The sequence below is a fragment of the Streptomyces sp. NPDC002324 genome (assembly GCF_053593335.1).
This window is the reverse complement of record NZ_JBSFCF010000019.1, coordinates 98870-123080: the sequence shown is the minus strand read 5'-3', so window position 1 is coordinate 123080 and position 24211 is coordinate 98870. Positions and strand designations below refer to the sequence as shown.

General features: G+C 71.1%; 17 protein-coding genes and 2 pseudogenes. 8 read left to right on the top strand and 11 right to left on the bottom strand.

Features of this window, described 5'->3' with window-relative positions; translation table 11 throughout:
- Nucleotides 1-316 precede the first annotated feature (316 nt).
- From ACWCRJ_RS24390 to ACWCRJ_RS24375, 4 genes and pseudogenes are all read left to right on the top strand, one after another.
- Nucleotides 317-2029: a glycoside hydrolase family 6 protein gene (locus ACWCRJ_RS24390; protein WP_450941268.1), complete on the top strand. Its 1713-nt coding sequence runs from the start codon at nucleotides 317-319 to the stop codon at nucleotides 2027-2029.
- A 182-nt stretch (nucleotides 2030-2211) separates the two neighbouring features.
- Complete coding sequence (locus ACWCRJ_RS24385) at nucleotides 2212-2808, top strand: dihydrofolate reductase family protein (RefSeq protein WP_450941267.1); 597 nt, start codon at nucleotides 2212-2214, stop codon at nucleotides 2806-2808.
- A 146-nt stretch (nucleotides 2809-2954) separates the two neighbouring features.
- Nucleotides 2955-3851 carry a class I SAM-dependent methyltransferase gene (locus ACWCRJ_RS24380; protein WP_450941266.1) on the top strand — a complete coding sequence of 299 codons (897 nt, stop codon included), beginning with the start codon at nucleotides 2955-2957 and terminating at the stop codon, nucleotides 3849-3851.
- 119 nt (nucleotides 3852-3970) lie between these two features.
- Nucleotides 3971-4708: pseudogene (locus ACWCRJ_RS24375) on the top strand (SDR family oxidoreductase).
- A 134-nt stretch (nucleotides 4709-4842) separates the two neighbouring features.
- Here ACWCRJ_RS24375 and ACWCRJ_RS24370 read toward each other — a convergent pair.
- Nucleotides 4843-5679, bottom strand: coding sequence for an aldo/keto reductase (locus ACWCRJ_RS24370; RefSeq protein WP_450941265.1), 837 nt, complete (start codon nucleotides 5677-5679; stop codon nucleotides 4843-4845).
- Between the two features lie 231 nt (nucleotides 5680-5910).
- On the opposite strand from ACWCRJ_RS24370, the gene ACWCRJ_RS24365 reads away from it, so the two are divergent.
- Nucleotides 5911-6693: a Tat pathway signal sequence domain protein gene (locus tag ACWCRJ_RS24365; RefSeq protein WP_450941264.1), complete on the top strand. Its 783-nt coding sequence runs from the start codon at nucleotides 5911-5913 to the stop codon at nucleotides 6691-6693.
- 31 nt (nucleotides 6694-6724) lie between these two features.
- Here the strand turns inward: ACWCRJ_RS24365 and ACWCRJ_RS24360 are convergent, their stop codons facing one another.
- Both ACWCRJ_RS24360 and ACWCRJ_RS24355 read right to left on the bottom strand, forming a co-directional pair.
- Nucleotides 6725-8551, bottom strand: a complete 1827-nt coding sequence (locus tag ACWCRJ_RS24360; RefSeq protein WP_450941263.1) for an AMP-dependent synthetase/ligase — start codon at nucleotides 8549-8551, stop codon at nucleotides 6725-6727.
- A gap of 330 nt (nucleotides 8552-8881) precedes the next feature.
- Entirely contained in the window at nucleotides 8882-9757 is an 876-nt protein-coding gene (locus tag ACWCRJ_RS24355) for a LysR substrate-binding domain-containing protein (RefSeq protein ID WP_450941262.1), read from the bottom strand.
- An 85-nt stretch (nucleotides 9758-9842) separates the two neighbouring features.
- On the opposite strand from ACWCRJ_RS24355, the gene ACWCRJ_RS24350 reads away from it, so the two are divergent.
- A complete protein-coding gene (locus ACWCRJ_RS24350; RefSeq protein WP_450941261.1) occupies nucleotides 9843-10940 on the top strand; it encodes a bile acid:sodium symporter family protein in 1098 nt (365 codons plus the stop codon).
- Here the strand turns inward: ACWCRJ_RS24350 and ACWCRJ_RS24345 are convergent.
- From ACWCRJ_RS24345 to ACWCRJ_RS24315, 7 genes and pseudogenes are all read right to left on the bottom strand, one after another.
- Complete coding sequence (locus tag ACWCRJ_RS24345; RefSeq protein ID WP_450941260.1) at nucleotides 10879-12114, bottom strand: hypothetical protein; 1236 nt, start codon at nucleotides 12112-12114, stop codon at nucleotides 10879-10881. The genes ACWCRJ_RS24350 and ACWCRJ_RS24345 overlap by 62 nt on opposite strands.
- A gap of 10 nt (nucleotides 12115-12124) precedes the next feature.
- A pseudogene (locus ACWCRJ_RS24340) lies at nucleotides 12125-14034 on the bottom strand (exo-alpha-sialidase).
- A 387-nt stretch (nucleotides 14035-14421) separates the two neighbouring features.
- A complete protein-coding gene (gene fdhD, locus ACWCRJ_RS24335; RefSeq protein ID WP_450941259.1) occupies nucleotides 14422-15285 on the bottom strand; it encodes a formate dehydrogenase accessory sulfurtransferase FdhD in 864 nt (287 codons plus the stop codon).
- Nucleotides 15286-15293: 8 nt separating this feature from the next.
- The gene (locus ACWCRJ_RS24330; RefSeq protein ID WP_450941258.1) at nucleotides 15294-16154 is read right to left on the bottom strand and encodes a 2Fe-2S iron-sulfur cluster-binding protein; all 861 of its coding nucleotides are present in this window, start codon (nucleotides 16152-16154) and stop codon (nucleotides 15294-15296) included.
- Complete coding sequence (locus tag ACWCRJ_RS24325; protein ID WP_450941257.1) at nucleotides 16151-17983, bottom strand: NADH-ubiquinone oxidoreductase-F iron-sulfur binding region domain-containing protein; 1833 nt, start codon at nucleotides 17981-17983, stop codon at nucleotides 16151-16153. The genes ACWCRJ_RS24330 and ACWCRJ_RS24325 overlap by 4 nt, the downstream gene beginning before the upstream one ends.
- Nucleotides 17984-17989: 6 nt before the next feature.
- Entirely contained in the window at nucleotides 17990-19915 is a 1926-nt protein-coding gene (locus ACWCRJ_RS24320; protein ID WP_450941256.1) for a molybdopterin oxidoreductase family protein, read from the bottom strand.
- Between the two features lie 10 nt (nucleotides 19916-19925).
- Nucleotides 19926-20897 carry a 2-dehydropantoate 2-reductase gene (locus ACWCRJ_RS24315; protein ID WP_450941255.1) on the bottom strand — a complete coding sequence of 324 codons (972 nt, stop codon included), beginning with the start codon at nucleotides 20895-20897 and terminating at the stop codon, nucleotides 19926-19928.
- Between the two features lie 270 nt (nucleotides 20898-21167).
- Between ACWCRJ_RS24315 and ACWCRJ_RS24310 the strand changes: the two genes are divergently transcribed.
- Together ACWCRJ_RS24310 and ACWCRJ_RS24305 are read left to right on the top strand one after the other, a co-directional pair.
- The gene (locus ACWCRJ_RS24310; protein ID WP_450941254.1) at nucleotides 21168-22508 is read left to right on the top strand and encodes an OFA family MFS transporter; all 1341 of its coding nucleotides are present in this window, start codon (nucleotides 21168-21170) and stop codon (nucleotides 22506-22508) included.
- A complete protein-coding gene (locus ACWCRJ_RS24305) occupies nucleotides 22474-22611 on the top strand; it encodes an MFS transporter small subunit (protein ID WP_450941253.1) in 138 nt (45 codons plus the stop codon). The genes ACWCRJ_RS24310 and ACWCRJ_RS24305 overlap by 35 nt, the downstream gene beginning before the upstream one ends.
- Before the next feature lie 66 nt (nucleotides 22612-22677).
- Here ACWCRJ_RS24305 and ACWCRJ_RS24300 read toward each other — a convergent pair whose 3' ends face one another.
- Nucleotides 22678-24042, bottom strand: a complete 1365-nt coding sequence (locus tag ACWCRJ_RS24300; RefSeq protein WP_450941252.1) for a hypothetical protein — start codon at nucleotides 24040-24042, stop codon at nucleotides 22678-22680.
- Nucleotides 24043-24211 lie beyond the last annotated feature (169 nt).

The following is a 24211-nucleotide window of genomic DNA, read 5'->3' as shown; positions in this document are numbered from 1 at the left end:
GAACCAGTGGGAGCGCTCCCATATTGAGGAGGAGGGCGCAAGGGGTCAAGGCGTTTGAAGAGTCGAAATGATTCGATCAGGCCGAAACAATTCATCGATCGCAATAACGCAAGACCTCTGTCTTTTACCGTGACTTGGCGCTACCTTCACGAGCACCAGTGGGAGCGGTTCCACCAGTCGACGCGTTCGTCCCAGACGCGTCCGAGCTGCGAGGGACGCTCGAAGAACCCCCAGCGTTCAGGTCTTTTACTCGCCTCGGCGACAGCGCGACGACTCCTCCTCGTACACCCCACTACGGAAGAGGAAACCCGCACTCATGAGCCGTACCAGAACAGCACTCCTGGCTGCGTTGGCGCTGGTCGCCGGCGCGACCGGGACCGCCATGGCAGCCGTGCCGGACGACGCCGGCGTCCAGGCGGTCCCCTGCACGGTCGACTACAAGGTCCAGAACCAGTGGTCGACCGGTTTCACCGCCGCCGTCACGATCACCAACAACGGTGCGGCCAAGTCCTCATGGGCCGCGAAGTGGTCGTACGCCGGGAACCAGCAGGTCACCAACGGGTGGAACTCCCGGATCACCCAGAGCGGTTCGTCGGTGACCGCCGCCAACGAGACGTACAACGGCACACTCGCCACCGGCGGTTCGGTCAGCTTCGGCTTCCAGGCCTCCTACAGCGGCACCAACGCCCTCCCGACGACCTTCACGCTCGACGGCGTGACCTGCAACGTCGACGACGGCGGTGGCGGTGGCACCGACCCGGGCCCGGGCACGCCGGGCACGAAGGTCGACAACCCGTACGCCGGGGCCAAGGTGTACGTGAACCCCGAGTGGTCCGCGAAGGCCGCCGCCGAGCCGGGCGGCAGCCGGATCTCCAACCAGCCGACGGGTGTGTGGCTGGACCGGACCGCCGCCATCGCGGGCGCGGGCGGCAAGATGGGTCTGCGCGCCCACCTCGACGAGGCGCTGCGGCAGAAGGGCTCGGGCGAACTCGTCGTCCAGCTGGTGATCTACAACCTGCCCGGCCGTGACTGTGCGGCCCTCGCCTCCAACGGCGAACTGGGCCCCACGGAGATCGACAAGTACAAGACCCAGTACATCGACCCGATCAAGACGATCCTCTCCGACTCCAAGTACGCCGGCCTGCGGATCGTCACGACCGTCGAGATCGACTCGCTGCCCAACCTCGTCACCAACACGGGCAGCCGCCCGACGGCCGTCCCGCAGTGCGATGTGATGAAGGCCAACGGCAACTACATCAAGGGTGTCGGCTACGCGCTCAACAAGCTCGGCGACGTGCCGAACGTCTACAACTACGTCGACGCCGGCCACCACGGCTGGATCGGCTGGGACGACAACTTCGGTGCCTCCGCCACCACGTTCAAGGAGGCGGCGACCGCCGAGGGCGCCACGGTCAACGACGTCCACGGCTTCATCACCAACACGGCGAACTACAGCGCGCTGAAGGAGAACAACTTCACCATCAACGACTCCGCGGGCGGCAAGTCGGTCCGTGAGTCGAAGTGGGTGGACTGGAACCGCTACGTCGACGAGCTGTCCTTCGCCCAGGCCTTCCGCACCCAGCTGGTCTCGACCGGCTTCAACTCGAACATCGGCATGCTGATCGACACCTCCCGCAACGGCTGGGGCGGCGCCGCACGGCCCACCGGACCGGGGGCGACGACCACCGTCGACACGTACGTGGACGGCGGGCGCTACGACCGCCGCTTCAACACCGGCAACTGGTGCAACCAGGCCGGAGCCGGTCTCGGCGAACGTCCGAAGGCCGCCCCGGCGACCGGGATCGACGCCTACGTGTGGATGAAGCCGCCGGGTGAGTCCGACGGATCCAGCTCTCTCATCCCGAACGACGAGGGCAAGGGCTTCGACCGCATGTGCGACCCGACGTACACGGGCAACCCGCGCAACAACAACAACATGTCCGGTGCCCTGGCGAACGCGCCGATCGCCGGGCAGTGGTTCTCCGCCCAGTTCCAGCAGCTGATGCAGAACGCGTACCCCGCGCTCTGAGTCCGCTCCGATGAGCCGGTCCGCCAGGGGTCAGTCACACTTCCCCCACTCCCTGGCGGACCGGTGGCATGTCCGTGTGAGCCACGTCACGATGAGGGAGGTGGGCGGGTGCGACGAGTTCCGGGCGGCGCGGCGGTCTTCATCGCCGTAAGCCCGTGACGGTACGAGGAAAGAGAAACCCCATGCGCATCGTGATCTGCGAGTTCATGAGCCTGGACGGTGTCGTGCAGGCGCCCGGCGGTCCTGAAGAGGACACCGAGGGCGGGTTCGCCCACGGCGGCTGGACGCACCCGTTCTTCGACCCGGAGGTCGTGGGCGGCGCCTGGGACGCCGCGCTGGGCCGGGCGGACGCGCTGCTGTACGGCCGCCGCACCTGGCAGGGGATGGCCGGGGCGTGGCCGGACCGGGCGGGCGATCCCTTCGCCGACCGGATGAACGCCCTGCGCAAGTACGTGGTGTCCGCGACGCTCACCGACTCCGAGCTGACCTGGGAGAACAGCACGCGGATCCCGGGCGGGGAGGCCGTCGCCCACATTCGTGAGCTCCGTGAGGCCGAGGGTGGCGACCTGCTCGTCATGGGCAGCCCGACCCTCGCCCGCACCCTCCTGGCCGAGGGTCTCGCCGACGAACTGGTCCTGATCGTCATGCCGGTCGTCCTCGGCGGCGGAAAGACGATCTTCCCCGGCGACGGTGTCAAGCACACCCTGGAGCTGGTCTCCACGACCACCAGCGGCACGGGTGCGCACGTGTGCGTCTACCGGGTGGCGGATCGGGGCTGAGCCGGCACCGCACCGGCACGGCATCGTCGGCCTGCCGCCCGGCGGACCCGTATCGGCACAGCGGATTTGCCGATACGGCAAGGAAAGTGGCCGTTCTCCGGCGCGTCGGAGCAAGCTGGCGGCACCCGGATGAGAGGCGCACCGCCATGGGACAGCACCACCACGGCCATCACGACCACAGCGGTCACGGCGGCCACCATGACCACACCGACATCGACTGGAGCGAGCAGGCCGGGCATCTGGAGGAACAGGCCGAACTGTTCGAGCCGCTGAACCGGCGGGCCGCCGCCTGGGTCGCCACCCGGCAGCCCGATCCGGGGCTGGTCGTCGACGTCGGCAGCGGACCGGGGGTCGTGAGCTGTCTGCTGGCCGAGGTGTTCCCCGGCGCCAGGGTCGTCGCTCTGGACGGCTCCGGACCGCTGCTGGAGCGGGCCCGCGCCCGCGCCGAACGCCTGGGTCTCGCCGATCGGTTCGGCATTCTGGAGGCCGAACTGCCGGACGGGCTGGGCGACCTGGAGTACCCCGCCGACCTGATGTGGGCCAGCCGCAGTCTGCACCACCTCGGCGACCAGCGCGCCGGCCTCGCCGCCTTCGCCGAACGCCTGGCACCCGGCGGCACGTTGGCCCTCGTCGAGGGCGGGCTGCCCAGCCGGTTCCTGCCGCGTGACATCGGCATCGGCCGCCCCGGACTGCAGTCCCGGCTCGACGCGGCGGAGGACCGGTGGTTCGGCGAGATGCGGGCCACGCTGCCCGGCAGCGTCGCGGAGACCGAGGACTGGCCGGGGCTGCTCACCGCCGCCGGCCTGCGCGAGGTGACGTCCCGCACCTTCCTCTTGGACCTCCCGGCGCCCGTCCCGCAGGCCGCCCGCGCCTACGCCGTGGCCTCGTTCCAACGCGGCCGGGGAATGCTCGCGGACCTCCTCGACACCACCGACCTCGCGACCGTCGACCGACTCCTCGACCCCGACGACAAGGCGAGCCTGTACCACCGCACGGACCTGTTCGTCCTCGCGGCCCAGACGGTGCACGTGGCCAGGCGCTGACGCACGTTCCCTGCGCGCGCCCCCGGCGGTCGGCCTTGACTTCGCGAGCGCTTCAAGTGGTGGACTCCCCCTGTCGGCCGGGGTCCAGCCCGCCGACGCGAGACGAAGGGGGAACAGCCATGTCCGCAGCACCGGTCGCGCTCATCACCGGCGGCGGCAGCGGAATCGGCGCCGCGGTCGCCCGGCAACTGCTCGACCAGGGCCACCGGGTGGCCGTCACCGGGCGCAGGGCCGAGCGGCTGCGGGCGTTTGCCGCCGAACTAGGCGACCCCGAGGGGCTGTTGACCATTCCTGGGAACGCCGCCGAGTACGCGGACGTCCAGCGGCGGTGGAAGCCACGCTGAAGGAGTTCGGGCGGATCGACACCGTCCTCGCCAACGCCGGGTTCGGCACGCACGACACCGTCGCCGAGGGTGACCCCGCCGGGTGGACGGAGATGGTGCTCACCAACGTGCTGGGCCCGGCCCTGCTCATCCGGGCCTCCATCGACGCCCTCAAGGAGACGCGGGGGCGGATCATGCTGGTCGGCAGCGTCGCCGGGTTCATCCACGGTCCCGGCAACATCTACGGGGCGACCATGGGGGTACCGCCCGCTCGAGCGAAGCCGAGAGTGGGGGAGGGCGGTGACCGGGCTCGCCGAGAACACCCGGCGGCAGGTCACCGAGTGGGGCGTCGGCGTGACGCTGATCGCGCCCGGTCGTGTGGAGACCCCGTTCCGGGACGCCTACGGCAGCCTGCCGCCCGGCCGTCTCCTCACCGCCGACCAGATCGCCGACTCCGTGGTCTGGGCGATCCGGCAGCCGCCCGGCGTCGACGTCAACACGCTGGTCGTACGCCCGATCGGCCAGCCGGTCTGAGAAACCGCGCCGAGTCCGGGCGAGGGTGCGTCCGGACTCGGCGCCACACACGGGACCGCCCGCCGGACGAGGTCAGGCGGGCGGTCCGTCGCTTTCGCGCGCCCGGCGAGCGGGCGCCGAACCGGGGCCTCGGCTCAGGCCTGGTCGAACGTCGCCGGGTCGGGGCCGATGCGCCGGTCCTCGTTCAGCGCGCTGATCGCCGCGATGTCCTCGGTGTCCAGGGAGAAGTCGAAGACCTCGATGTTCTCCTTGATGCGGGAGGGGGTCACGGACTTGGGGATGACCACGTTGCCCAGCTGGAGGTGCCAGCGCAGGACCACCTGGGCGGGGGTGCGTCCGTGCTTCTGCGCGATCGCGATGACCGCCGGGACCTCAAGGAGCCCCTTGCCCTGGCCGAGGGGTGACCAGGCCTCGGTGGCGATGCCCTGCTCCGCGTGGTACTCGCGGGAGGCGATCTGCTGGAGGTGCGGGTGCAGCTCGATCTGGTTGACCGCCGGAATGACGCTCGTGGCCTCGATCAGCGTCTCCAGGTGCTCCGGAAGGAAGTTGGAGACACCGATGGCCTTCGCGCGGCCGTCCGCGTAGAGCTTCTCGAACGCCTTGAAGGTGTCGACGAACGTGCCCCGGGCCGGCATCGGCCAGTGGATCAGATACAGGTCCACGTACTCCAGGCCGAGCTTGGCCAGGGAGTCGTCGAAGGCGCGGAGGGTGGAGTCGTAGCCCTGGTCGCTGTTCCAGAGCTTGGTGGTGACGAAGAGATCCTCGCGGGGCACGCCGGCCGCGGCGATGGCCTTGCCGGTGCCCTCTTCGTTGCCGTAGATCGCGGCGGTGTCGATGCTGCGGTAGCCGGCCTCCAGTGCGGTGGTGACCGCCTGCTCGGCCTCGTCGTCCGGCACCTGCCACACGCCGAAGCCCAGCTGGGGCATCTCGACGCCGTTGTTCAGGATGATCGGGGGGACCTTGCTGCTCACGAGCTCTCGATCCTTAAGTCGTCGGGTGGTACTTCCCATCGTCAACGATCACGGAGCGCGATGCATTCCTGAGCGGGCCGCTCGCGCTCCCGATCGCAGATTGGCCGGAAATGGATCCGGCGGTTCAAGGGTATCGGTCTGGACCATTGACCGAACACGGTCATGAGTGGACTCTGTCCCTGCCGTAACGCACGTCGGTGAATGATGGCCGCATACGTGAATGGATGGCTCATGACCCCCACACGAAGGAACGTCCTCGGCGCCGCGCTCGGCGGCGCCGCCGCAGCCACTGTCGGGCTGCCCGCTCCCGCCGCGCACGCCGCCTCCTGGCAGGTGAAGTGGTCCCCCTCGGCGAGCGCCGACGGGCTGCGCGCCTTCGAGACCCTGGAGGACGACCGCGCCGACTCGCACACCTCCGCCTCGCCGCACATCCGCGCCGTCGGCGACACCTGGCGGTTCGACATGCACACCGTCGACCGGGACACCTCCACCGACCGTCAGCGCCACGAGGTCACCGGCCTGCGCACGGGCAGCGGCTTCCTGCGCTGGTCCGACGGGCAGACCTGGCGCGTCACCTACGGGATGTACATCCCGAGTTCGCTGAAGGCGACCACCAGCTTCACGCACATCATGCAGATGAAGCAGCCCGGCGCCGGCACCTCGCCCCTCGTGGTGCAGTCCCTGCGGCGGGTGAACGGTGCCCAGACCATCGAGCTGAAGCTGCCGATCGACGACATCCTCGTCGGCCGCACCGATCTGGCGCCCCTGCACGACGCCTGGGTCGACGTCGACTTCCAGGTCAAGGTCGGCAACGGTTCGGCCGGTTCGGTGCGCTGGATCCTCCGGAAGGGCTCGACCACCCTCATCGACGTCTCCCGCTCGGGCGTCGACACCTTCCTCGCCGACCGCCTGCGCCCCAAGTGGGGCATCTACCGCTCCCTCGGCGACACCTCGGGTTCCCTGCAGAACTGTCATCTGCTGCTGCGGAACATGAAGGGCTACCAACTGGTCTGACGAGGAAGGGGATCGGGGCCGACGGGCGGCCTCACGCCCGGTACAGCGCCTCCACCTCCTTCACGTACGCGTTCTCGATCGCCTTGCGCTTCAGCTTCAGCGACGGGGTCAGCAGCCCGTGCTCCTCGGTGAACTGGTGGGCGAGGATACGGAACGTGCGGATCGACTCGGCCTGCGAGACCAGGGTGTTGGCGGCGACCACCGCCCGCCGCACCTCGGTCTCCAGTTCCGGGTCGCGCACCAGCTCGGCCGGCGCCGGCTTCGGCTTGCCGCGCATCTGCAGCCAGTGCTCGACCGCCTCGCCGTCCAGGGTGACCAGGGCGGCGATGTACGGACGGTCGTTGCCGACGACGATGCACTGGGCGACCAGCGGATGGTCGCGCACACGCTCCTCCAGGATCGCCGGGGAGACGCTCTTGCCCCCCGACGTCACCAGGATCTCCTTCTTGCGCCCGGTGATGGTGAGATAGCCGTCCTCGTCGAGGGAGCCCAGGTCGCCGGTGGCGAGCCAGCCGTCGTGCAGGGTCTCGTCGGTGGCCTTCGGGTTGTTCAGATAGCCCTGGAAGACATGGGGTCCGCGCAGCCAGATCTCGTTGTCGTCCGCGATGTGCACGCTCGTGCCCGGGATGGGCTGGCCGACCGTGCCGTACCGGGTGCGCTCCGGCGGGTTGGCGGTCGCGGCCGCCGTACACTCCGTCAGGCCGTACCCCTCGAAGATGTGGACGCCGGCGCCCGCGAAGAACAGCCCGAGCCGTCGGTCCATCGCCGAGCCGCCGGACATCGCGTACTTGATGCGGCCGCCCATCGCCTCCCGGATCCTGGCGTAGACGACCTTGTCGAAGAATTGGTGCTGCATCCGCAGGCCCGCCGACGGGCCGGGCCCGATCCCCCAGGCCCTCGCCTCCATCGCGTCCGCGTACTTCACGGCGACCTCGACGGCCTTCTCGAACGGCCCGGCCCTCCCCTCGCGCTCGGCCTTGCGCCGGCTCGCGTTGAAGACCTTCTCGAAGATGTACGGCACCGCGAGGAAGAAGGTCGGCTGGAAGGCGGCGAGGTCGGGCAGCAGGACGGCGGCGTTGAGCTGCGGCTGGTGGCCGAACTTGACCTTTCCGCGGATGCCCGCGACCTGCACCATCCGCCCGAAGACATGGGCGAGCGGCAGGAACAGCAGCGTCGCCGCCGCGTCGCCCTTGCGGGACTTGAACAGCGGCGCCCAGCGCTCGATGACCGTGTCCGCCTCCACCATGAAGTTGGCGTGCGAGATGACACAGCCCTTGGGGCGGCCCGTCGTGCCGGAGGTGTAGATGATCGTCGCGATCGACTCCGGGGTCACGGCGAGGCGGTGCCGGTGCACCACCTCGTCGTCGAGATGCGCCCCCGACTCGTACAGCTCCTGTACCGCGCCGACGTCCAGCTGCCAGAGCCGGCGCAGCTGCGGCAGCCGGTCGATGACCGTGGCGATGGTCATCGCGTGGTCCTCGTGTTCGACCATGGCCGCCGTGCACTGGGAGTCGTACAGCATCCAGAAGACCTGCTCGGCGGAGGAGGTCGGGTAGACGGGGACGACCTGGGCGCCGACGGTCCACAGCGCGTAGTCGAACAGGGTCCACTCGTAGCGGGTACGGCACATGATGGCGACCCGGTCGCCGAACCGGATGCCCTGCGCCAGCAGCCCCTTCGCGAGCGCGAGGACCTCGTCGCGGAACTCGGCGGAGGTCATGTCGCGCCACTCGCCCCGCTCGTCCTTGCGGCCGAGCGCGATGTGGTCCGGGTCCTCCTGGGCGTGCTCGAAGACGACGTCGGCCAGGCCGCCCACCGGCGGCGCCGACGCCAACGGGGGGGTGGTGAACTCGCGCAAACCCGCTCCTCGTGGCGCTCCGAACAGCGCGTGAAAGCTACCTCACCGCGAGAACGGACGGGAGGGTTGTGGAGGGGGCGCATAGGGATGCATGGCGCGAGTCGGTGCCGGAAAACGACCGCAGAAGCGGAGGTATCCGGCATAGCGCCGGACCTCGCGGTAAGTCCCGTGAGGTCAATCTCCACTGAACCCGCACGCCCCGGTCGCGCTGCGTGTCCTCGTGAACACCGTCCGCCCTGGTCGGACGCGAACATCCCTCACCTCTGCCGGACGGCTCGTCGGGCTGTCCGACGGTCGGGCCTCGGCCCGGGATTCCGCCCCCGCCTCCGGTCAGATCTCTCGTGCTCGGCCGTGCAGTCGGTTTCCGCCGGAGAGGATGGCCGCCGCGAGGGCGTCCGCCGCGCCGGCGGCCGCGCCGGGGCGGCGGCCGTGGACGAGGACGAAGTCGACCTCGCCCAGCTCCGGCAGCCCGGCCCGCTCCGGGACCCGGACCAGTCCGGGAGGCACCAGGCGGCGGGAGTGCGCCATCACGCCGAGGCCCGCCCGGGCGGCGGCGATGAGCCCGTTGAGGCTTCCGCTGGTGCAGGCGATACGCCAGGAGCGGCCCTCGCGCTCCAGGGCCTCCAGCGCCAGGGCGCGCGTGATGCCCGGCGGCGGGTAGGCGATCAGCGGGACCGGGCGGTCGGGGTCGACACGGAGCCGCTCCGCTCCGATCCAGACGAGCCGGTCCGTCCACACGGGTTCGCCGCGCGGGTCCTGCGGGCGCCGCTTCGCCAGCACCAGGTCGAGCCGGCCGGCCGCGAGCCGCTCGTGCAGCGTGCCCGACAGTTCGACCGTCAGCTCCAGATCCACCTCGGGATGGTCGTGCCGGAAGGCCTCCAGGATCTCCGGGAGCCGGGTGAGCACGAAGTCCTCGGACGCGCCGAACCGCAGCCGCCCGCGCAGCCGGGTCCCGGTGAAGAACGCCGTCGCCTGCTCGTGCACCTCCAGCAGCCGCCGGGCGAAGCCGAGCATCGCCTCGCCGTCCTCCGTCAGCTCCACGGAGTGGGTGTCCCGCGAGAGCAGCTGCCGCCCGACCGCGTCCTCCAGGCGGCGGACATGCTGGCTGACCGTGGACTGCCGCAGCCCCAGCCGCCGGGCGGCCTGCGTGAAGCTCAGCGTCTGGGCCACGGCGAGGAAGGTGCGCAGATGGGAGGGCTCGTACACGATCGCCACCCTACTCGGTCATCGCGAAACGTGATGACAGTCAGAACGGTATGACTGATTCCCGATCAAGGGGTCGAGGAGGACGATGGAGAGGGGCCTTCCGGTCCCGGACACCACCCTCGTCGACAGCACGTGGAGCACCGTGAAACGCCTGAAGTGGCCGAGCCGGCTGCCGATCGACCCCTACATCCTGCTGCTGCTCGCGACCGTGGGCGTCGCGGCGCTCCTCCCGGCGCGGGGAACGGCCGCCGAGGTGGCGTCGGGCGCGTCCACCGCCGCGATCGCCTTCCTCTTCTTCCTCTACGGGGCCCGGCTCTCCACCCGCGAGGCCCTCGACGGCCTCAAGCACTGGCGGCTCCACGGCACCGTCCTGGCCTGCACGTTCGTCGTCTTCCCGCTGCTGGGCCTGGCGGCCCGGGGCCTGGAACCGGTGTTTCTGAGCCACTCCCTCTACACCGGGCTCCTCTTCCTCACCCTCGTCCCGTCGACCATCCAGTCCTCGATCGCCTTCACCTCGATGGCCCGGGGCAACGTGCCCGCAGCGATCTGCGCGGGCTCCTTCTCCTCCCTCGCCGGCATCGTCCTCACCCCGCTGCTCGCGGCGGCCCTGCTCGGCGGCAGCGCCGGCGGGTTCTCCGCCGACTCGGTGCTGAAGATCGTGCTCCAGCTGCTGGTCCCGTTCGTCGCCGGGCAGCTCGCCCGCCGCTGGATCGGCGCCTTCGTCACCCGGCACAAGCGGATCCTCGGCCTCGCCGACCGGGGCTCCATCCTCCTCGTCGTCTACGTCGCGTTCAGCGAGGGCATGGTGCGCGGGATCTGGAGCCAGGTCAGCCCGCTGCGGCTGGCCGGACTCCTCGTCGTCGAGGCCGTCCTGCTCGCGGTGATGCTGCTGCTCACCTGGTACGGCGCCAAGGCCCTGGGCTTCGACCGGGCGGACCGGATCGCCATCCAGTTCGCCGGCTCCAAGAAGTCCCTCGCCTCCGGACTGCCCATGGCGAGCGTCCTGTTCGGCCCCGAGGCCTCCCTCGCCGTCCTGCCGCTGATGCTGTTCCACCAGATGCAGCTCATGGTCTGCGCGGTCATCGCCAAGCGCCGCGCGCACGACCCGGTGGAGCCGGCCGTCACGGAGGAGCGAGACGAAGCGATACGAACCGCGGTCGGTACAGGGACACGTTCCGCGTGATGTTCAGCTGCGCCGCCGCCGCGTCGGCGTCCAGCCAGTTGACGTCGTAGCTGAGCACCAGGCGCCCGTCGTCCGCCGGCCGGTGCGCCTGGGGGTTGTACGCCGCGACCCCGCTGTTCGGCAACGGGGGACTGAACCCCTTGGTGGGCCCGTGCCACGGCCCGGTGGGGGAGCAGGCCCAGTACGCGGTCACGGTCGTCAGCCCCGCCGTCCCGGCCGCCATGGTGAGCAGCACATACGTACGCCCGTCCCGTACGACGGTGAAGGCGCTGCCCACCCCCTTGTCCGCCCCGTTCCCGAGCACGGGCGCCCGTCGCCCCCGCACCTCCCAGCGCGCGCCGTCCCAGTACTCCCACGCCCCCGGCTCCCCGAGCCTGCCGCGCGGCACCCGGGCGACGTACGCGTGCGAGGTCGGCCGGGAGGCGGCCTGCGCGTCGGTGCCGCCGAAGACGTACGTCCACTCACCCGCGTCGACGGCCGTCGTCCCGAACAGCACCCGCCGGGCCGGATCGGCGACCGACGCCTGGTCCAGCACCGTCGTGATCCCCTCCAGCCGCAGACCGGGCAGCGACAGCGTGGCCACCTCCGTCGAGGTGGGCACCCCGTAGATCCACGGCGCCCTGCCCGCCGTACGCGTCCACAGCAGCACCCGTACGACCTTCTCGTCCGAGCCGGGGGAGCGGGGCTCGACCCGGGCGGCCACCGGCCAGCGCCAGTGCTGCGGGGCCGGGTCCGGGAACACGGGGGCCGGGAGCGTGGCTTCGAGACGCCCCGAAGGGGACATCACCACGGCCGAGTTGCGCACCAGCGGCGTCGCGGTGTCCCGCCACGCCACGGACTCGCCCGCAGGGTTGGGCGGGGGGTGCACCTGGCCCAGATACGTGTCCGAGAACAGCCACAGCAGCCGCCCGTCCGGGAGCCGCACCGAGTGGGTCCCGTCGCCGCCGGTCCAGTCGTCGGTACGGGTCGCGTCGTCGCCGTACCGGGTGAACTCGCCGGTCAGGGCCGGGTCCGGGTCCCAGTCCCGGACCGTACGCGCCGTGCAGGCGCCGCCGCCCTCCCGGTCGTCGTCCGGGAGGGCGGTGAGCAGCACGGCCGCGAGGGCCAGGACCAGGGCCAGGATGAGGACCGGTCCGGCCCCCGTCCGCTGTCGTGCTCCTGCGTCATCGGGCACGGGAGGGACGTTAGTTGCCCGCGTCCACCCGGTCCATGGGCAGGCGCAGGATCTCGCCCCGGGTCGGGGCGTCCCGCGTGGCGAGCCCGGCCACCTCCACGTCGCTCAACGCCCGGTCGTACACCCGTACCTCGTCGATCGCACCGGTGAAGTGGGCCCGGCTGTCGACCCGTTGCCCGATGTGCACGCCGAACGGCGCGTTGCGGCTGACCGAACCGGGGACGTCGGCGGTGGCGAACGGGGTGCCGTCGACGAACAGGGTGAGCTGCCCGCCCCTGTCGCGCCGCAGCACCAGCTGATGCCACTGCCCGTCGTTGTACGCGCCCGTGGACCGCACCGATGCCGTCCGGGGCGGCGAGGCGCCGTCCCGGACGGTGATCAGACCGGTCAGCCGCCCGGCCGCGGGCTCCCCGCGCACCCACACCTGCGGCTGGGTCGTCCCGACCCCGCCCATCCACAGCATCGGCTGCTCCCCGGCGGTCGCGGTGTACCGGAACGGGAGCGAGGCGGTGAAGTCCTTGGCGCCGAGCGGGAGGCGGGGCCGGTAGGGCAGGCGGACGGCGTCGTCGACGCCGTCGAACTCGATCGCGCCGCCGGCCGTCCCCTCCGTCGGCCGGGCGCCGCCGAGGACGGCCGCCGGACGGCCGCCCGGGGCCCGGTCGGGCGTCCTCGGGTCGGGGCCCCGGCGCGGCTTCAGCCAGCCTTCGGTGAACCGGGCGAAGCGGATCTCGTCCCGGGCGTCGACCGCGCCGCCCTCGTACAGCAGCCCCACGACATCGTTGCCATGGGGTCCGGCGCCGATCCGGACCAGGTCCGAGTAGCCGGACCAGTCCGTGGTGACGACCGTGCCCCGGTCCACGCTTTCCCAGGTGCGTCCGCCGTCGTAGGAGGAGCGGACGGCCATCGTCCGGCGGCGGTCGGGGTCGGCGGGGGCGGCCAGCAGCATCCGGCCGCCGAGGCGCAGCACGGACCCCTGCACCTGGGGTGTGTACAGGTCCGGGAGGGTCCGGAAAGGTGTGGCGAACGTGGTGCCGCCGTCCCGGCTGACCGTCTGGGCGCGATGGCCCAGGTCGGTGCCGTCCTGCTCGCGCCCGCTGACGAGCACCGAGCCGTCCCCGCGTTCGGCGAGCGTCAGCTCCGACGGCTTCTGGCGGAACGTGCCGTCGTCGGCGATCGGCCACGAGTCGGTGGCGCCGACCTTCCAGTTCTCCCCGCCGTCGTCGCTGGTCACCAGCGCCGCGTGGTTGGCGGTGACCCGGCCGTCCGCCCAGGTCTCGGCGTTGACCCCGAGGACCAGGCGTCCCGCGTGCCGGCCCCGGGTGAGCTGGACGCCGTGCACGGGGCCGGTGGCGTACCAGGAGTTCCAGCCGGCCGGGCGGATCTGGTCGCCGAGGCTGCGCGGCTCGGACCAGGTGAGTCCGTCGTCGTCGCTGTACTGCAGGTGTGGGGTCCGGTCGCAGGGGACCTCGCAACTCGCGCTGTCCGGGCGGCCCGTGTTGTACGTCTCCGCCAGTACGACGCGGCCGGTCTCCCGGTCCACGACCGGCGCGGGATTGCCGTGGGTGTCGCCCCCGCCCTCGTTGACCACCCGCAGCGGCCCCCAGGTGCGGCCGCCGTCCGTGGACCGCTGACCACGAGGTCTATGTCGGCGGCGTCCCCGCAGTTCAGTACGCGTCCCTCGGCGAAGGCGAGGAGGGTGCCGGTGGTGCTCCGCACGACCGCCGGGATCCTGAAGCAGGCGTACCCGGGGTCCTGGGAGGCCTTGCAGAGGACCTGCTGCTCGAACTCGGCGGTGGGGGAAGCGCGTTGGGGTTCGGCCCCGGCGGGGTGGGAGAGCGCGAGGAGGGCGGTGGTGGTGAGCACCGCTGTGAGGGGGGAGGTGAGGGGTGTTCTGAGACGTGCGTGAAGACTCGACGGCATGGTGCGGCCAGCCCTTCATCCGTCTGGGTGATGGGACATCGGACGTCCCACGTCCGATGTGCGGCCATGACGGTACTGGTGGGTTCTGGGGCCCACAAGAACCGTGCGGGTGGTCGGGCGTGTTTTCGCGGGAGGGGGTGGGGGTTCGGGGGTGCGGGCGTGTGCGGGTCCGGTGGGGGCTTCTCGCGCAGTTCCCCGCGCCCCTGAAAAGCAGGGGCTGTGCCCTGCCCTTTTCAGGCCCGCAGGGCCCGTGTCTTTCAGGCCAGCAGGGTCTGGTCTTCCAGGGGCGCGGGCCTGGTCTTTCAGGGGAGCGAAGTGACGGGGCCCCCAGGGCGCAGGGGGCGCTCCCCGCCACCGGGGGCCCCGCCGTCGTGGACGCGGACCCGGTCAGCCCCGGTCGGCCGCGGCCCGCAGAGCGATCCGGTGCTCGCCCGCGTACACGTTCATGGAGGATCCCCGCAGGAACCCCACCAGCGTCAGCCCGGCCTCGGCCGCCAGATCCACCGCGAGTGACGACGGCGCCGACACCGCGGCCAGCACCGGTATCCCCGCCATCACCGCCTTCTGCGCCAGCTCGAACGAGGCTCGCCCGGACACCAGCAGCACCGCCCGGGACAGGGGCAGGCCGCCGTTCTGCAGGGCGCGGCCGACCAGCTTGTCGACGGCGTTGTGCCGGCCCACGTCCTCCCGTACGTCGAGGAGTTCGCCGTCCTCGCCGAACAGGGCAGCCGCGTGCAGACCCCCGGTCCGGTCGAAGACCCGCTGCGCCGCGCGGAGCCGGTCGGGGAGGCTCGCGAGGAGTTCGGGGTCGAGCCGGACCGGGGGAGCCTCACCCCCGTGGGTGTCGTCGACGGCCCAGCGGGCGGTCGTACGGACGGCGTCCAGCGACGCCTTGCCGCACAGCCCGCAGGACGAGGTCGTGTACACGTTCCGTTCGAGCGTGATGTCGGGGACGACGACCTCCGGAGAGGTCCGCACGTCCACCACGTTGTACGTGTTCGAACCGTCCTCAGTGGCGCCCGCGCAGTAGACGATGTTCTGCAGGTCCGACCGCTCGGCGAGCACCCCCTCGCTGACCAGGAACCCCGCCGCCAGCGCGAAGTCGTCGCCGGGCGTGCGCATGGTGATCGCGAGCGGTTTGCCGTTCAGCCGGATCTCCATCGGCTCCTCCGCGACGAGCGTGTCCGGGCGGGTGGAGACCGCGCCGTCCCGGATGCGGATCACCTTGCGTCGTTCCGTGACTCGTCCCATGTCGTGTCTCAGTCCCGGTTCTGTACGTGCTGGTAGCCGAAGCGGCCCTTGATACAGAGGTTGCCGTGGGTCACCGGGTTGTCGTGCGGCGAGGTGACTTTCACGATCTCATTGTCCTGCACATGGAGGGTGAGGTTGCAGCCCACTCCGCAGTACGCGCAGACCGTGGTCGTCTCCGTCTGCGCCGACTCGTCCCAGGTGCCCGCCGCCCGCATGTCGAACTCCGACTTGAAGGAGAGCGCGCCCGTCGGGCACACCTCGACGCAGTTCCCGCAGTACACGCAGGCCGAGTCGGTCAGTGGGGCGTCGTGCTCCACGGCGATCCGCGCGTCGAAGCCGCGTCCGACGACCGAGATCGCGAACGAGTTCTGCCACTGCTCCCCGCAGGCGTCCACGCACTTGTAACACAGGATGCACTTGTCGTAGTCCCGTACGTACAGCTCGTTGTCGACCCTCGGTTCCTCGTTCAGCCGGGCCGCGTCCGGGCCGAAGCGGTCCGGTTTCGCCTCGTACTCCTTGATCCACCCCGCGGCCTTCGGGGTCGTCGAGAGGTCGACCGACGACGCGAGGAGTTCCAGGACGACCTTGCGGCTGTGCCGGGCGCGCTCGGTGTCCGTGCGCACCTCCATACCGGGCTCGGCCCTGCGGGAGCAGGCCGGGACGAGGGTCCTGGCCCCCTCGACCTCGACGACACAGACCCGGCAGGCGTTCTTCGGTGTGAGCGTGTCACCCTCGCAGAGGGTGGGCACGTCCTTGCCGGCGGCCCGGCAGGCGTCCAGGATCGTCGAGCCCTCGGGCGCCCGCACCGGCTCACCGTCGAGGGTGAACTCCAGCAGGCGACGCGGCACTCCCAGCGGGATCACGGTCATTCGTACGCCCCCAAGCGGTCGATCGCGGATTCCACGGCGTTCCACGCGGTCTGCCCGAGACCGCAGATCGAGGCGTCCCGCATCGCGCGGCCGACCTCCCTGAGCAGCGCGATGTCACCGGCCGCCGCCGCGCCGGTCCGCTCGGCGATCCGGTGCAGCGCCTCCTCCTGCCGTACGGTCCCGACCCGGCACGGCACGCACTGTCCGCAGGACTCGTCGCGGAAGAACTCCGCGATCCGCAGCAGCAGCCGGGGCAGCGGCACGGTGTCGTCGAAGGCCATCACGACCCCCGAGCCGAGCGTGGTGCCCGCCTCCCGTGTCCCCTCGAAGGTGAGCGGGATGTCCAGCTCGTCGGGCCGTACGAAACCACCGGCCGCGCCGCCGAGGAGCACGGCCCGCAGCCGCTCCCGCACCCCGGCGAGGGCGAGCAGGTCGCCGAGGGTCGCACCGAAGGGCAGCTCGTAGACGCCGGGCCGGTCCACGCTTCCCGACACGCAGAACAGCTTCGGTCCGGTGGAGCGGCCGGTGCCGATCGCCGCGTACGCCGGGGCGCCCATGGTCAGGATCGGCAGGACGTTCACCAGGGTCTCGACGTTGTTCGCCACGGTGGGCTTGCCGAACAGGCCCTTCTCCACCGGGAACGGCGGCTTCGAGCGGGGCTCGCCCCGGTAGCCCTCGATGGAGTTGAACAGGGCCGTCTCCTCGCCGCAGATGTAGGCGCCCGCGCCCCGCCGGATCTCGATGTCGAAGGCGTAGCCCTGGCCGAGGACGTCGTCGCCGAGCAGGCCGCGGGCGCGGGTCTGGGCGAGGGCGTTCTCCAAGCGGCGCAGGGCCCGTGGGTACTCGCCGCGCAGATACAGGTGGCCCCGGTGCGCGCCGGTCGCGTACGCGGCGATCGTCATCGCCTCGACCAGGGAGAACGGGTCGCCCTCCATGAGCACGCGGTCCTTGAACGTGCCCGGCTCGGACTCGTCCGCGTTGCAGACGAGGTAGTGCGGACGGTCGGGCTGCGACGCCGTGGCCTGCCACTTGCGGCCGGTGGGGAAGGCGGCGCCGCCGCGCCCGACCAGGCCCGAGTCGGTCACCTCGCGGATGACCCCGGCGGGGCCCAGCTCGAAGGCCCGCCGCAGGGCCGTGTAGCCGCCGTGGGCGCGGTAGTCGTCGAGGGAGGTCGGATCGACGACGCCGACGCGGCCCAGCAACGTCAACGACGGGTCCCCGGCCTGGGGCACCGCCAGGGCGTCCGGCGGTTCCTCGTCCGCCGAGTCGGGCGCGCTCGCCGCGAGCACCGCCGCCTCGACGGTCGCCGGCGCCGCCACGGCCGTACGCACCGGGTCCCCGGCCCGGACCGCGAGGGCGGCCGGCGCCCGCTCGCACAGCCCCAGACACGGGCTGCGCTGCACGCTCACCCCGCTGCCGGGGCCGAGACGGGCCTCGACCCCGGCGCACAGGTCGGCCGCCCCGGCCGCCGCGCACGCCAGGTCCGTGCAGACGTGCAGCACGGTGGCCGGGCGCGGCTTGACCGAGAACATCGCGTAGAAGGTGGCCACGCCGTAGGCCTCCGCCGGCGGCACGGTCAGCCGTCGGCAGAGATAGTCCAGCGCACCCTCACTGATCCAGCCGATCCGGTCGTTGAGGGCGTGCAGCCCCGGCAACAGCAGGTCACGGCGGTCCCGGGCCTCCCGGCCGCCCCGCGCCCACCGCAGATCCTCGGCCCTCATCGCGTCGCGGGCCGCGCCCTCCCAGGAGGATTCCGGCGGGCCGAGCAACGCGTCGACGGCCGCCCTCTCCTCATCGGTGGGCTTGCTGTCACCGAAGTGCAGGTCCACTTGACATCACCTCACGATGGTCGCGACGGGCAGCTTCTCGATCCGGACCGCCGACGCCTTGAACTCCGCCGTGCCCGCGATCGGGCAATTGGCCTCGATCGTCAGCTGGTTGGTGTCCACCTCGTCGGGAAAGTGCATGGTCATGAAGGCGAGGCCGGGCCGCAGGGCGAGGTCGATCCACACGGGCGCCACCACCGATCCGCGCCGCGAGGACACCTGCACCTCCTCGCCCACCGCGACCCCGTAGCGTTCCGCGTCCTCCGGACACAGCTCGATGTACTCCCCGCGCCGCAGCGGCGAGGCGTAACCACCGCTCTGCACACCGGTGTTGTACGAGTCGAGCCGCCGCCCGGTGGTGAGCCGGATCGGGAACCGCTCGTCGGTCAGGTCCACCGGCGGATCGTGCTGGACGATCCCGAAGGGCGCGAGCGGGCCCCGGTGCGCGGGGTCGGGGTCCCACAACCGCCCGTGCAGATAGGAGGGTTCGAGCCGGTCCGGGTCCGGGCAGGGCCACTGGATGCCCTGCTCCCGCGCGAGCCGTTCGTAGGTCATCCCGTAGTGGTCCGGCGACACCGACCGCAGCTCGTTCCAGACGGCCTCGGCGTCGGCGTACTTCCACTCGTGCCCGAGCCGCGAGGCCAGGTCGCAGATGATGTCGATGTCCTCGCGGGCCTCGCCCGGCGGAGTGACGGCACGGCGGACCCGCTGGACCCGCCGTTCGCTGTTGGTGGTGGTGCCGTCGGTCTCGGCCCATCCGGCGGTCGCGGGCAGCACGACGTCCGCCAGCTGGGCCGTCCTCGTCAGGAAGATGTCCTGGACGACGAGGAAGTCCAGCTGTCCCAGCCGCCGTACGGCCTGTTCGCTGTCGGCCTCGGACTGCGCCGGGTTCTCCCCGATGCAGTACACGGCCTTCAGCGAGCCCTCCTCCATGGCCTCGAACATCTCCGTCAGGTTCAGCCCGTAGTGCGGCTGGATGACGGTGTCCCACGCCGACTCGAACTTCAGCCGGGACTCCGGGTCGAGGATGTCCTGGAAGCCGGGCAGCCGGTTGGGGATGGCGCCCATGTCGCCGCCGCCCTGCACGTTGTTCTGGCCGCGCAGGGGCTGCAGGCCCGAGGCGTAGCGGCCCACGTGGCCGGTGAGCAGCGAGAGATTGATCAGCGCGCGGACGTTGTCCGTGCCGTTGTGGTGCTCGGTGATGCCGAGCGTCCAGCACAGCTGGGCCCGTTCGGCCCGGGCGTAGGCGTGCGCCAACTGCCGTATGGCGGCGGCCGGTACGCCCGTCACCTTCTCCGCCAGCGACAGCGTCCACGGTTCTACGAGCGCCCGGTACTCCTCGAAGCCGGTGGTCGCCCGCTCGATGAACGCCTCGTTGGCGAGGCCCGCGTGGATGATCTCCCGGCCGATCGCGTGGGCCATCGGGATGTCGGTGCCGACGTTCAGCCCCATCCAGCTCTCCGCCCACTCGGCGGTGGAGGTCCGCCTCGGGTCGACGGCGTACATCCGGGCGCCGTTGTGGATGCCCTTGAGCACGTGCTGGAAGAAGATCGGGTGCGCGAAACGGGCGTTGGAGCCCCACATCACGATGACGTCGGTGTGCTCGATCTCCTCGTACGAGGAGGTGCCGCCGCCCGAGCCGAAGGCGGCCGAGAGGCCGGCCACGCTCGGCGCGTGACAGGTGCGGTTGCAGGAGTCGACGTTGTTGGTGCCCATGACCACGCGGGCGAACTTCTGGGCCACGTAGTTCATCTCGTTCGTGGCGCGGGCGCAGGAGAACAGGCCGAACGCGTCGCGGTTGCGGGCGAGGCCCCGTGCGGCGCGGTCCAGCGCCTCCTCCCAGCCCGCCCGCCTGAAGGGCTCGTCGCGGGAGTCGCGGACGAGGGGATGGGTGAGGCGGGTGTAGGTCTTCGGGGTCCGGTCGCGTTTCCTCATACGACGCTCCTCATGCCGCGCTCCTCAGCGCGAGCAGGTCCGAGATGGCGTGGACGGTGCGCAGGGTGGGCACCTCGACACCCGTGATGTCCGCCAGCTCGACGACGGCGGCCAGCAGGACGTCGAGTTCCAGCGGTTTGCCGCGCTCCAGGTCCTGGAGCGTGGAGGTGCGGTGGTCGCCGACCCGTTCGGCGCCGGCCATCCGCCGTTCGATGGAGACACCGACCTCGCAGCCCAGGGCCCGGGCGACGGCGAGGGTCTCGGCCATCATCGTCTCGATGACCTGGCGGGTGCCGCCGTGCAGACACATCTGTCGCATGGTCGCCCTGGCCAGGGCACTGATCGGGTTGAACGAGATGTTGCCGAGCAGCTTGATCCAGATGTCGCCCCGCAGATCGGGCTCCACCGGACACTTCAGGCCACCGGCGATCATGGCCTCGCTGAACGCCCGGCAGCGTGCCGAGACCGTACGGTCCGGCTCACCGACGGAGAAGCGGGTGCCTTCCAGGTGCCGTACGACACCGGGCCCTTCGAGCTCGGTCGCCGCGTAGACGACACATCCGACGGCCCGTTCGGGCGCGAGCACCGCACTGACCGCGCCTCCCGGGTCGACGCTCTCGACACGGTGGCCGTCGTGCGGGCCGCCGTGCCGGTGGAAGTACCACCAGGGGATGCCGTTCTGGGCGGCGATCACCGCCGTGGTGCTGTGGAGCAGGGGCTCGATCAGCGGCCCGCACGCCGCGTACGAGTTGGCCTTCAGGCCCAGGAAGACGAAGTCGACCGGGCCGATCTCGGCCGGGTCGTCGGTGGCGTGGGCGCGGGCGGTGAAGTCCCCGCGCGAGCTGAGCACCCGCACCCCGTTCCGCCTCATGGCCGCGAGATGCGGTCCACGGGCGACGAGGTGGGTGTCCGCGCCGGCGCGGTGGAGCGCGGCGCCGACGTAGGCGCCGATCGCACCGGCGCCGAGAACTGCGACTTTCATGGCGAGGGAGCTCCGTTCGGTCGAGGGATACCGCGGAGATGACGCACTGCTGAAATCTGTCGACGAAATATTGTCTACAGTATGGAAGTTGGGGCGGCAAGGGTTCACGCAACGGCCAGGCAAGGCATTACCGGGACATGACGGTGGCCGGTCCTCGGGCGTGCGGGTGGCCGAGGAACGACCGTTCGGCGCGCGGTGCATACCGCTCACCGCATACGGTCGACGCGCCGCCTTTCCAACTCCCCTCGGCACTCCCTACCGTCCGGGATCATGAGTCCCCCCGTCGCGCCTCCGGGCTGGAGCCGCTGGCTCGTCCCCCCGGCCGCGCTCTCCGTTCATCTCTCCATCGGGCAGGCCTACGCCTGGAGCGTCTTCAAGCCGCCGCTCGAATCCGCGCTCGGCCTCAGCGGCACCCAGAGCGCATTGCCCTTCCAGCTCGGCATCGTCATGCTGGGCCTGTCCGCCGCGTTCGGCGGCACCCTCGTCGAGCGCAACGGGCCGCGCTGGGCGATGACGGTGGCGCTGCTCTGCTTCTCCTCCGGCTTCCTGATCGCCTCGCTCGGCGCGGCCACCGAGCAGTACTGGCTGATCGTCTTCGGCTACGGCTTCGTCGGCGGGATAGGCCTCGGCATCGGCTACATCTCGCCCGTCTCCACCCTGATCAAGTGGTTCCCGGACCGGCCCGGCATGGCCACCGGCATCGCGATCATGGGCTTCGGCGGCGGCGCGCTCATCGCCTCGCCGTGGTCCGCCCAGATGCTGGAGTCCTTCGGCTCCGACTCCTCCGGCATCGCCGTCGCCTTCCTGGTCCACGGACTGTCGTACGCCGTGTTCATGCTGCTCGGGGTGCTGCTGGTACGGGTGCCGCGCGGCGAGGACCGCGCGAGCACCGACACGGGACCGGGCGTCCTGGACGGTCCGCAGGTCTCGGCCCGCAACGCCATTCGCACCCCGCAGTTCTGGTGCCTGTGGGTCATCCTCTGCATGAACGTCTCCGCGGGCATCGGCATCCTGGAGAAGGCCGCCCCGATGATCACGGACTTCTTCGCCGACTCCTCCACCCCGGTCACCGTCACCGCGGCCGCCGGCTTCGTCGCGCTGCTCTCGGCGGCAAACATGACCGGCCGGATCGTCTGGTCCTCGACCTCCGACCTGATCGGACGCAAGAACATCTACCGCGTCTACCTGGGCGTCGGCGCGCTGATGTACCTGCTGATCGCCCAGTTCGGCGACTCCTCCAAGCCGCTGTTCGTCATCTGCGCTCTGGTCATCCTGTCCTTCTACGGCGGCGGCTTCGCCACGATCCCCGCCTACCTGAAGGACCTCTTCGGCACGTACCAGGTCGGTGCCATCCACGGCCGGCTGCTCACCGCCTGGTCCACGGCCGGCGTCCTCGGACCGCTGATCGTCAACTGGATCGCGGACCGGCAGGAGGAGGCGGGCAAGTCCGGGCCCGACCTGTACGGCACGTCCTTCTTCATCATGATCGGCCTGCTCGTGATCGGCTTCGTCGTCAACGAACTGGTCCGGCCCGTCGACCCCCGCTTCCACATCCCCGCCCCGAGGGAGGCCACCGATGTCGTCCAGCGCCAGCAGCCCGAATCCGCCTGACCGGCGCCCCCTGATCGTCTTCGCGTGGATCTGGGTGGGCGTACCGCTCGCCTACGGTCTGTACGAACTCGTACGGAAGGCCACGCAACTCTTCACCGGGTGAGAGCCACGAGCGAGCTGTGCCGATGCCGATGCCGATGCCGATGCCGATGCCCCGGCATCGGCACACTCACGTCGCGGACCGGTCCTCGGGAGCCGTCGGCCGATGCGCCGTCACGACGGTGGGGAGGATGACGGCGGCGCTGTCGCGCCGGACGCCGGAGCCGGCCGTGGGCCGGTCGGGGACGGCGCGGTCCAGCCAGAGCAGCAGGAGACCGAGCGCGCAGGCGAGCGCAGGCCAGTAGACGTAGCGGTAGTTCGTCGCCGGCACGATGGGCAGGTAGCCGAGCACGTAGGCCAACGAGCTGATGCCCAGCGCCCGGATCGGCAGGGAGAACCTCCCCCGGCCCGGCCGGACGGTGAGCACGAGCGCGACGGCGAGCCAGAACCACCCCCGGAAGAGGGGCCGCAGATCGGTGGCCGCGCCGATGACGTACGAGGCGAGGGTGGCTTCCAGCCGGGGGCGGGCCACTTCGATGCCGAGGTCGTTGGCGAAGACCCCTTGCTGGTACACGTAGCCCGTCTCGAAGAGCAGGGCGGTGAAGAGCCGCAGCCGGTATTGGACGTAGCCGGAGGCATGTCCGGGCATCTCGCGCAGCCACAGGGAGGTGAGCTGGTCCGCGTCCCGGGACAGTCCGTCCGCCGAGCGTTGGTAGCAGGCCCAGTAGGCGTCCGACACGGCGTTGACGCGGTCGCACTCCTCGGCGGCGGCCACCAGGCGGTCCCGCAGCTCCGGCCGGACGTCGGCCGACCGCAGTTCCTCCACGGTCAGGACGTGGACGAGATCGTCGAGCAGGATCTGCGCCCCCTGATCCGTCTGCACGGGCCGCGCGAACATGGAGATCGCTGCGGCGGGCAGCACGACGGCGGCCACCAGCGCCGCCGTGCACGCGGCCCACGTGCGACGCCCGGGGGAGTGCCACAGGGCGAGGACGAGCAGGACGAACATCGGAAGGGCGGCGAGGAACGCGTTCTTGCGCACGAGCACGGCGTAGGCGAGGAAGAACACGCCGAGCCAGAGCAGGCCCCAGCGCATCCCGGGGGACAGGCCGCGGTCCCGCAGCCGCAGCCCGACGAACGCCACCGCGCAGGCCGCCAGCAGCGCGCAGGCCGCGTGCACGTCCTTCCACACCACGCCGACGAACGTGAGCACGGGGGGAGTCAGTCCGAGGCCGAGGACGGCGAGCGAACCGGCACGGCTCGCGGTCATCTCCCAGACGCACCGGGCGAGCACCCACAGCGCGCCCCACAGGACGACGGACTGGAGGACGGCCATGGACGCGGGCGTGCCGGTGACGGCGATCAGCGCGCGCCACAGCAGGCTCAGCACGGGCGGATGCCAGTCGGTCAGCGGCGTCCTGCCCATGGCCTGTCGGAGCTGGTCGATGCTGTCGGGACTCATGAACCCGGGGCTGAAGACGATGGTCGTGGCCACGCAACACACCACGGCGACAGCGGTCAGCCACCAGATCCAGTGCTTTTCACCCCGAATGTGCACCATTCGTCCCATGCGGCGGATGCTAACAGCGTCGACGGGACCGTACGGGTCAGGGCGCGGCGCGGCGCGGCGCGGATCGGAACGCGGCGCGGATGGGAACGCGGCG

Coding starts and splice junctions, on each gene's coding strand:
- ACWCRJ_RS24390 (WP_450941268.1), top strand. CDS start 317: ATGAGCCGTACCAGAACAGCACTCCTGGCTGCGTTGGCGCTGGTCGCC.
- ACWCRJ_RS24385 (WP_450941267.1), top strand. CDS start 2,212: ATGCGCATCGTGATCTGCGAGTTCATGAGCCTGGACGGTGTCGTGCAG.
- ACWCRJ_RS24380 (WP_450941266.1), top strand. CDS start 2,955: ATGGGACAGCACCACCACGGCCATCACGACCACAGCGGTCACGGCGGC.
- ACWCRJ_RS24365 (WP_450941264.1), top strand. CDS start 5,911: ATGACCCCCACACGAAGGAACGTCCTCGGCGCCGCGCTCGGCGGCGCC.
- ACWCRJ_RS24350 (WP_450941261.1), top strand. CDS start 9,843: ATGGAGAGGGGCCTTCCGGTCCCGGACACCACCCTCGTCGACAGCACG.
- fdhD (WP_450941259.1), bottom strand. CDS start 15,285: ATGGGACGAGTCACGGAACGACGCAAGGTGATCCGCATCCGGGACGGC.
- ACWCRJ_RS24330 (WP_450941258.1), bottom strand. CDS start 16,154: ATGACCGTGATCCCGCTGGGAGTGCCGCGTCGCCTGCTGGAGTTCACC.
- ACWCRJ_RS24320 (WP_450941256.1), bottom strand. CDS start 19,915: ATGAGGAAACGCGACCGGACCCCGAAGACCTACACCCGCCTCACCCAT.
- ACWCRJ_RS24315 (WP_450941255.1), bottom strand. CDS start 20,897: ATGAAAGTCGCAGTTCTCGGCGCCGGTGCGATCGGCGCCTACGTCGGC.
- ACWCRJ_RS24310 (WP_450941254.1), top strand. CDS start 21,168: ATGAGTCCCCCCGTCGCGCCTCCGGGCTGGAGCCGCTGGCTCGTCCCC.
- ACWCRJ_RS24305 (WP_450941253.1), top strand. CDS start 22,474: ATGTCGTCCAGCGCCAGCAGCCCGAATCCGCCTGACCGGCGCCCCCTG.